We start from the raw sequence: 6,562 nt of genomic DNA, 5'->3' as shown, positions 1-6,562 counted from the left end.
GCCCCCGATTTCCTTTGCGGTAGGGATATCGGGGCCGCGCGCAGCGCAGGCCCCGTGTTGTTCTACCGAATTCCTCCGTGACTGCGTGCCGTAGTTCCTGCCGTCTGCCGTCTGCTGGTAACGCGCCGTTACGACCGCAGTAACCACCGCCGTTACGCTAGTTCGCCTTTACGTCGCGCGTATTGTCCCCCGGGTTTCGATCAATCAGCAGGTTGTACGGATCGATCCCTCCCCGAGCCGGCAGTGACTTCACGATGAACTCAGCCCGCACGGCACTGCCCGTGACCTTCACCTTGCGCATGGCCAGCGGCTCGCCGATACGCGCACCGACCTTGGGTTCCGCCAGGACCCCCACGTCGATGTAGTCGTTGAGCGGCGCCGGGGTTTCTGTGCCGAGCGAGTCCGCCCGCAGCTTCGAGGCGGTGCCCACCACGGTGACGCGGTACTCGCCGTTCGGCAGCTTCGTTGCGGTGACACTGTCCGTCTTCACATCCCAGAGCGTGATGGTCTCGAAGTAGTCATCGATCGCGTAGCGCAGGGAATCCGGCGTGGCGGCGTTGATGTGCCGCATGAGATCGAGCGTGGTGGCGTACGGCGGCCCGCCGAACCGTCCCTCGGCCAGATAATCGCGCAACGCCTTGTGCAGCGCCGGTTCACCGATGAGATCGCGCAGCGCGAAGAGCGCGAGCGACCCCTTCTGATACCAGATGTAGCTCTGCAGGTCCACGCGCGTGAGCGGGCGTTCGCCCTTCCGCTCGCCCGCGCGCCCACGGAGGTACGTCTCCAGCTCGGTGCGCAGGAACTTCTGCGTGAACGAACGCCCGTGCGCCCGTTCGGTGATCACGAGCGCCGCATACTCGGAGATGGACTCCGACAGCATCTGCGCCCCTTCCACATCGGCCGGCATGCGCTGATACGGGAACCACTGGTGGGCGATCTCATGGGCCGTCACGAAGTACGGCAGGTCCGTGTCTTCGACATCCGTACTGTCGACGCGCGCCACGAAGCCGATGTCTTCCGAGTAGGGCACCGTATTGGGGAACGACTGCGCGAACCCGGCGTACCGCGGGAACTCCAGAATGCGCAGCTGCCGGTGCTGGTACGGGCCGAACTCCCTCGAGAAGAACTCGAGGCTGGCCTTCGACGCCTCGATCATGCGCGGCACGTTGAAGGTGTGCGTCGGGTGGTGATACACCTCGATGCTCACGTTCTGCCACTGCGATTTCGTCACCGTCCATCGTGCCGACAACACCGAGAAGAAGTTGTCGATGGGCGTGTCCATCCTGTATTGGAAGTAGCGCCGTCCGTTCTCGCGCCATTCCCGTTGCAGATACCCCGGCGCCATCGCGATCTGATCGGGGTCGGTGCTCACCGTAGCCTCGAACGTCGCCGCGGCCGCATCGGCGAGGAACGACTGCCGGCTCAGCCCCAGACTGTCGGTACGCGGCAGCCCGCGACGCTGCAGCGGCAGCTTGTACTTGCGCCGCAGTTCGTCGCTCTGCAGCTCGTTCTGGTTGTTGTAGAAGAAGGTGGGAAACTTGTCACGATTGAAGAACGTCCCGTTCGCCACCAGCGAGCGATCGGGCTGGCCATTCGGGTAGCCTTGCGTGCGGAAATGCTGCACGCTGCGCAGATGTACGGAATCTCCCGGCATCAGTGGCGTGGCGAGGCGCACGAGCCGCACGCCCCACACCTCGTCGCTCTTCACCACCGAGAACGGACGGTCGAAGAGGAGTGTATCCAACGTCACGCCGAGGCCGGGCGCGTCCGACGCCACGTTGACCAGCACCGTGTCGATCGGAACCGATGCGAGGTTCACCATCGTGAAGCGGGACCCCACCCGCGCGCGCCCCGCCGTCGGCTCGAAGTCCACGTCGATGGCGATCGCCGTGACCTTGGGCGGCGTGAGCGTTTCGTACTGGCGCCACGTCTGCTCGTACGCGACCGCCGCCTGTTCGCCCTCCTCGCGGGTCCAGTACGTGTTCACCACGCTGGCGTTGTAGTAGAACACCCCACCGGCGGCAGCCAGCCCCGCCGTGCTGCCGGCGGCCACCCAGACAGTGCCGGAGGAAAACCAGCGCCGTACCCTGACGCCGAAGGCGGCGAGCTCCGTCCCACGCTGCCAAACCAGATACGTGAGACACAGGAAGAGGAGGGCCAGACAGAGATTGAAGCCCTGCACCGCCGGGAACGCGGCGAGATACGGTCCCGTGCCGTTGAGATCAGACCACCGGAACGCCGGCGCGGTCCCAAGCTGCAGCAGGCGGTAGTCGTAGCCGAGATTGGTCGTGACGGTGTTGAGCACCCACACGAGAATCACGACTACGTACCCGATGGCCTTGCGCGGCACGAGCGACTGCACGAAGAAGGCAATCGCCGTCATCGTGATCCACCCCGGGAAGTCCGTGAGGTACACGTACAGCGCATACACCGGCAGGTCGATGTGCGGGTACCCCTTGAGCACCTGCACGGCCATACTCCCCAGCATGGACGCGGTGCCGAAGGCCAGCATCAGCGCGATCATCGCGGCAAACTTGCCGGCGAGCACACTCCCCGACTGTACCGGCGAAGCATCGAGCACCTGATCGAGCTTCACCTGGCGCTCACGCCACACGAGCTCACCGGCATAGAAGGTGAGCAGTACGATCATGAACAACGAGGCACCACTGATCGACGCCTCGGCCATGAGCCAGCTCATCGGCCAACTCCGATTCTGCCCATTCGAATCGGCGTACCAGGCATTCATCAGCACATTGATGAAGCCGATGGTGGCAATGGCGAGGAATGGTGTGGACCGCAGCAGCGACTGCGTATGGAAGCGAGCCACGCTCCACCACCCCGCGAATGCCGGCGTGGGCTCGTACGAACGCGACATTGTACGCGAGCTGACGGGCGGCGCGAACTGCTCCGTATCTTCTTTCTGCTTCTTGCGGGCGCCAACCGTGGCGTGCTTCTCCAGACGCACGAAGCGGAACGCGGCGGCGAGCATCAGCGCGCCCAACGCGGACCAGAGCAGACGGTTCTGGCCGACGAATCCCATCACGGGTAACGTCGTGCTGTTCTTCTCGACCGGCGTCCAATAGCGGGTCACCAGGTCGACCGATCGCATGCCGAACGGGTCGACGAGGTTGGCCAGCTGATCGTAGTCGAGCTGGCGCACCAGATTGCCGGCCACGGCATATCCGACCAGCAGGAGAATGCCGGCCACGTACACCGAAAAGCTGCTCCGCGTGAGCGATCCCACGGAAAACAACATGGCGCTGATGAAGAACACTCCCGGCACACCGATCAGCAGATACGGCTGCACGTAGTGCCACACATTGATCGCCTGCAGCGTGGAGGCATCGACCCATGGCATCACCGTTCCCACGAGGGCGCCCACGGGGAGTGCAGCGAACACCAGCAGCATGGCCAACAGCGCCCCGAGAAACTTGGCGCCCAGATACGCCCCGCGGGTGATGCGGGTACTGAACAGGATCTCGTGCACGCCCGCGTCGTAGTCACGCAAGACTGTGGTGCCGACGAGCGCGCTCGTGATGATCTGCCCCACGGCGAGCAGAATGCCGTAGATCTGCGTGAGGGAGTACGGACTGTTCTTCTTGACCTTTCCGAGGACCTGCCCGGTGAGGAACGACTCCGTACTGATGGCGAAGAACGCCATGAAGAACACGATGGCGACGTACAACCACGTGACCGGGCGCCGAAAGTGGCTGCGCAGCTCGAACAGAAAAAGAGGACCGAACATCAGGCCTCCACCGGTACGCGTCCGCCGGACACCTCCGCCAGCCGATGGAAGTACACATCCTCGAGATCCGGTTCCACCTGTACGAATCCATCTCCGGGATCGGACTCGGCGTACACATGGAGCACCGTATTGCCGGCGGCCATGCGGGTGGAGATCACCTGATACCGCTGCTTGTACTCGTCGGCCTGCGCGCGCGGAATCGTGCGGCGCCAGATCCGGCCGCGCACCTCATCGATGATGCGCTCGGGTTCGCCCTGCACCACCACCTGTCCCTTGTTGATGATCGCCATTTGCGAGCACAACTCCCGCACATCTTCCACGATGTGCGTGGACAGAATCACCACGACATCCTCGCCGATGTCGGCGAGCAGATTGAGAAAACGATTGCGTTCGGTGGGATCGAGACCGGCCGTCGGCTCGTCGACAATGAGCAGCTTGGGGCTCCCGGCCAGCGCGATGGCGATACCGAGGCGCTGCTTCATGCCGCCCGAGTAGCCCCCCACACTCTTTTTGCGCACATCGTACAGGTTCACCTGCTGGAGGAGGGCGCCCACGAGGTCCTTGCGCTCTCCGGGATTCACCACGCCTTTGAGCGTGGCGAAGTGATCGAGGATGGCATCGGCCGGCATGTTGGGATAGAGCCCGAACTCCTGCGGCAGATAGCCCAGCTGCGCGCGCAGCTTTTCGGGCTCGCGCAACACATCGATATCGCGGAAGTGAATGCTGCCGCTGTCGGGCTGCTGGAGCGTGGCAATGGTGCGCATCAGCGACGACTTGCCCGCGCCATTCGGCCCGAGCAGGCCGAACATGCCCGGCGCGATGGACAGGGAAATGTCGTTCAGGGCACGCACCCCGTTCGGGTACGTCTTGGTGATACGCTCGATGCGCAGACTCATGGCCAGCCGGGTTGGAGGAGGAGACGTCGCCATATCTTCGCGCAGGCGTACGGCCATCCGCCAGTCTCGGTTTCTTTCCACGCGCCGTCGCTTCGGCCGACAGCCGGCGGGCGAGCGTTCGGCCCGATGACGAGTGCTAGAACCCCTGCTGCCAGCGTACCGTGAGCGCGTGCTCGCGCGGCATGGCGGCTTCGCTCCGAGACGTGTGGTCGTAGGACACGGAGAGTCTGGTGAGCCGCGTCGGTAGCCAACTCACAGCGACCCCGGCCGTATGGGCGCGTCGGGACGAGCGTCGACTGAGCATAGCATCGAGTCCGTCGCCCCACGCACTCAGCGTCCCGCCACGAACACCCAGATCGAGGGCGCCACGCGCGCTGCGCGGCGTGATCTCCTGCGTATGGGCGCGCACACCGTTCCATACGTGCGCCAGGCGCACGGTAGTCGCGCCAATGGTCGGCGTAATCGTTTGCATTCCGCGCGCCATGCGCTGCCGCAGCAGCGCGCCCTCGATCGCCATCACCGTGCGTGGTGTCCCGAGGATTCCGCCGGCAGAGTAGCGGGCGCGCGTTCCCGCGGCGCGTGCCGTGCCGGCAGAGGTGCCGTCATCGGCAAAGCCCAGAATCGGTTGCTGGGCCACAGACAGCACCCGCGAGAGCGCTGGGGCGTCCACCGTGCCGCGTTCGCTGCCCACGAGGAGCCCACTCTGGATCTCGAGATAGCGGCCCTGCCGTTCACGCACCTTTGATACGCGCAGCAACAGGTCGTGGCCAACGCCAGCTACGGCGTCCACGTCGCCGTCCGTATCCACCGCCGTCACGTCACTCCCGATGGGCGTGCGAAACCCGCCGGCCGCCACACGCCACACGCTGCGCTGCAGCAGCACTTGGGCGCCGAAGCTGCGGCTTGGCATGAGTGAGTTTACGAGACCGCGCTCCGGGGCCAGCAACGTGGCCGACGACTGCATACGCTCCGTCCCGAACGCCGGACGGAAACGGCCAGCCCGCGCGACCAGCCCCCTCCGCTGGAACCCCACGAATGCATCCTGCACCTGCACCCGCCCCTGACCGAAATCGGGCTGCAGGCGCATGTGCCAACCATTGGCGCCGGCCGCATCGAACACCAGGCGCGCGCGCCGCAGCAACAGACCATCGGGTGCGCGCGTGGCTGTGCCGGACATCCAACGACCGTCCACCTGCAGGTACCCGCCGAGCGTCAGGCGCATCTCTTGCCCCGACGACAAGAGCATGTTCCCTCGCTCGTCGTCGGTGCGCCCGTCGTTGACCGGCGGCGAACTCGCCGTCTGCGCGTGCAACATCGCCGCGGGCATCAAGGTGGGCACCGGAAGCATCGCCGTGGCGAGTATCACTGTGGCGAAGCCCACTGGCCCGCCCAGTCGCCGATGGCCACGGCGATCGACCGTCATGAACCGCCGGGAGACTGGGACAGAGAGATCAGCATGTGTGAATGTACCTCACCAGCCTGGCGCCACATTCAGTCCGAACACGCTCCCGCCCCGCTGCAGGGGACGGGCATGGAAGATTTCGAGGATGACCGACCCGGCGCTGATCCGTAGACTCGTGCCGGCCGATACCACTGGCCGCCGGATCGCCTCAACGGGGGCCGAAAGCGGCTGCGGTTGCACCGCAAGCGATTGGCCGGCACTCCACGCCAATCCGGCATCGACAAACGGTGCGAGTTCGATCCCCAGCGCCCCGCCGCCGCGTCGGGTCAAGGGTAGGCGATACTCGGCGCTGCCGACCAGCATGCGACTGCCGAGCAGTCGACCGAACGCGTCGCAACGGTCCGCCGCCGGTACGCGCAGACACTCACGATTTGCGATCGACTCCGCCGTGTAGCCGCGCACGAGCGTGCCCGCCCCGAGAAAGATCGGCGCCAGCAACCCGAGCTCGGCGTCGCGCCC

At 65.3% G+C, this 6,562-nt stretch carries 4 protein-coding genes; all 4 read right to left on the bottom strand.

Annotated elements, in window-relative coordinates; translation table 11 throughout:
• Positions 1 to 157: 157 nt before the first annotated feature.
• The gene (locus ACIQ6O_RS11070; RefSeq protein WP_396207851.1) at positions 158 to 3,745 is read right to left on the bottom strand and encodes an ABC transporter permease/M1 family aminopeptidase; all 3,588 of its coding nucleotides are present in this window, start codon (positions 3,743 to 3,745) and stop codon (positions 158 to 160) included.
• Positions 3,745 to 4,641, bottom strand: coding sequence for an ABC transporter ATP-binding protein (locus ACIQ6O_RS11065; protein ID WP_396207850.1), 897 nt, complete (start codon positions 4,639 to 4,641; stop codon positions 3,745 to 3,747). The genes ACIQ6O_RS11070 and ACIQ6O_RS11065 overlap by 1 nt, the downstream gene beginning before the upstream one ends.
• A gap of 136 nt (positions 4,642 to 4,777) precedes the next feature.
• A complete protein-coding gene (locus ACIQ6O_RS11060) occupies positions 4,778 to 6,064 on the bottom strand; it encodes a porin (RefSeq protein ID WP_396207849.1) in 1,287 nt (428 codons plus the stop codon).
• 48 nt (positions 6,065 to 6,112) lie between these two features.
• Positions 6,113 to 6,562: BamA/TamA family outer membrane protein (locus ACIQ6O_RS11055; protein ID WP_396207848.1), on the bottom strand; the 450-nt coding region annotated here is incomplete at its 5' end.

Origin of the sequence: Gemmatimonas sp. (assembly GCF_044345575.1) — a bacterium.
Taxonomy (GTDB): domain Bacteria; phylum Gemmatimonadota; class Gemmatimonadetes; order Gemmatimonadales; family Gemmatimonadaceae; genus Gemmatimonas.
Note: the sequence above shows the minus strand (reverse complement) of the source record. Positions and strands in the feature narration are given on the sequence as shown.

Bases quoted from the DNA above. Each gene is read 5' to 3' on its own strand.
- ACIQ6O_RS11060 (WP_396207849.1), bottom strand. From the start codon at position 6,064: ATGACGGTCGATCGCCGTGGCCATCGGCGACTGGGCGGGCCAGTGGGC.
- ACIQ6O_RS11065 (WP_396207850.1), bottom strand. From the start codon at position 4,641: ATGAGTCTGCGCATCGAGCGTATCACCAAGACGTACCCGAACGGGGTG.
- ACIQ6O_RS11070 (WP_396207851.1), bottom strand. From the start codon at position 3,745: ATGTTCGGTCCTCTTTTTCTGTTCGAGCTGCGCAGCCACTTTCGGCGC.